Annotated in this window: 2 pseudogenes; both read right to left on the reverse strand. The window is 65.9% G+C overall.

Features of this window, described 5'->3' with window-relative positions:
* Window positions 1-257, reverse strand: a pseudogene (locus U9980_RS23270) (hypothetical protein); the annotation flags it as partial.
* Between the two features lie 107 nt (window positions 258-364).
* Window positions 365-607: pseudogene (locus tag U9980_RS23275) on the reverse strand (ATP/GTP-binding protein); the annotation flags it as partial.

A 607-nucleotide genomic window follows, 5' to 3' on the forward strand; every position in this document is an offset into this window, starting at 1 on the left:
CGTCCGGTCGTCCCGCGCAGCAGGGGCGCGACCTCCTGGGCGAGGTAGGCAGCCGCGGCCGAACGGGCGTGGCCTCCGCCGTGCAGATCGTCGAGATCGCTGAGGACCTTGCCCGTATGGCGGATCCGGGCCACGTCACTGGGACCCGCGCTGCGGGCGGAGCCGGTCCACGTGCCGATCACGTGTGGCTGGGCGGGGAGCGCGGCAGCGGCCAGCGAGTAGACACCTGTGGTCATGACGGTGCGTCTGTTGAGCATGTCATCCCTCCCCAAGTCTGTGATCCAGACGACGGGGTCACCGCGCCAGGGATCGTCTGCTCTCATGGTGGCCTGACCGGGCCAGCCGAAGGTCGGCCAGCTGTCATTTATACGACTGGGCGAGGTATCAGACCCGATTTGGCCACGGTCTCGGCAACGTGCCGCGGAGTCAGATAGCTAGTGTCGATGACGTAGGCCTGGGTGGTCAGCCAACCGAACGCTTTTTCGTATGCGTCGATGTGGGCGAGGCGCCATCGCCGTACTTCCGTGTCCCGGGTCGGGTCGTCCGGAAACATGATGTGGTTGTTGATCCGGGCCCGTAGCGTGGTGTCAGCCGCATGGAGAAGTAT

Origin of the sequence: Protofrankia sp. Cr1 (genome assembly GCF_963555865.1) — a bacterium.
Taxonomy (GTDB): domain Bacteria; phylum Actinomycetota; class Actinomycetes; order Frankiales; family Frankiaceae; genus Protofrankia.